Consider the following 753-nt stretch of genomic DNA (forward strand, 5'->3'; position numbering starts at 1 on the left):
CAAACACGCAACTTTCCATACACGAACACGTTGCCACACATTTGAGAAAAACCGTCACGAATTGAAAATCCTGAAAAAAATATTATTAGTAATTGGAATTTTAGCAATATTCGGATTTGTAATAATTTGGGATATTGCTGACAGAGGACAATTTTATTCCAAACACATTCCGACCGACGAACTGAATGAATTTTATATGCACAAAACGTCTGAACAACAGGAAAAGGCGTTTGAGAAAAACTTCGGATTTGGAAAATATAAATTCCCAAGAGAACAGGTTGCGAAAATAAAGTTGTTTAAGAATACCTTTTTGACAAGTCGTTTGACTTCCAAAACTGTATCGGAATTGAATAAAGCTGATTTAATTACATTTTTCAATAATCCGAGCAATTTCGATTGGTCAGAGACTACTTGGAGTTTGTCTGGATCGGAATATATTTTGAGATTTTATAATAAAGAAAATAAGGAAATTGGAAAGGTTTGGCTATGTTTGGAAGGTTGTGGAATGACAGAATCGGAACCATTTTCACCGAATATGAAATATGGAGGATTAAGCGAAGTTGGAAAAGAAAATTTGACTTTTATATTAAACGAAATATTAACTGAATAAAAAAACGTGTGGCAACACCGTGTATAAAAAATTGCTAGTTTTAGCTAGCACAAAGTTGGTTGCCTGTTTGCTGGCTTCCGATTTTCCTTCGGAAAATCCTCGCCCGCTAACACGCAACTTTCCATACACGAACACGTTGTGTG

1 protein-coding gene is annotated in these 753 nt (G+C 34.9%); it reads left to right on the forward strand.

The genetic code is table 11. From position 1 onward, the window contains the following. A partial coding sequence (locus CDH49_RS15535) for a hypothetical protein (protein WP_204524840.1) occupies positions 1-610 on the forward strand: 610 nt, incomplete at its 5' end. Between the last annotated feature and the right edge of the window lie 143 nt (positions 611-753).

Origin of the sequence: Confluentibacter citreus, assembly GCF_002807055.1 — a bacterium.
In the GTDB taxonomy this organism is placed as follows: Bacteria; Bacteroidota; Bacteroidia; order Flavobacteriales; family Flavobacteriaceae; genus Confluentibacter; species Confluentibacter citreus.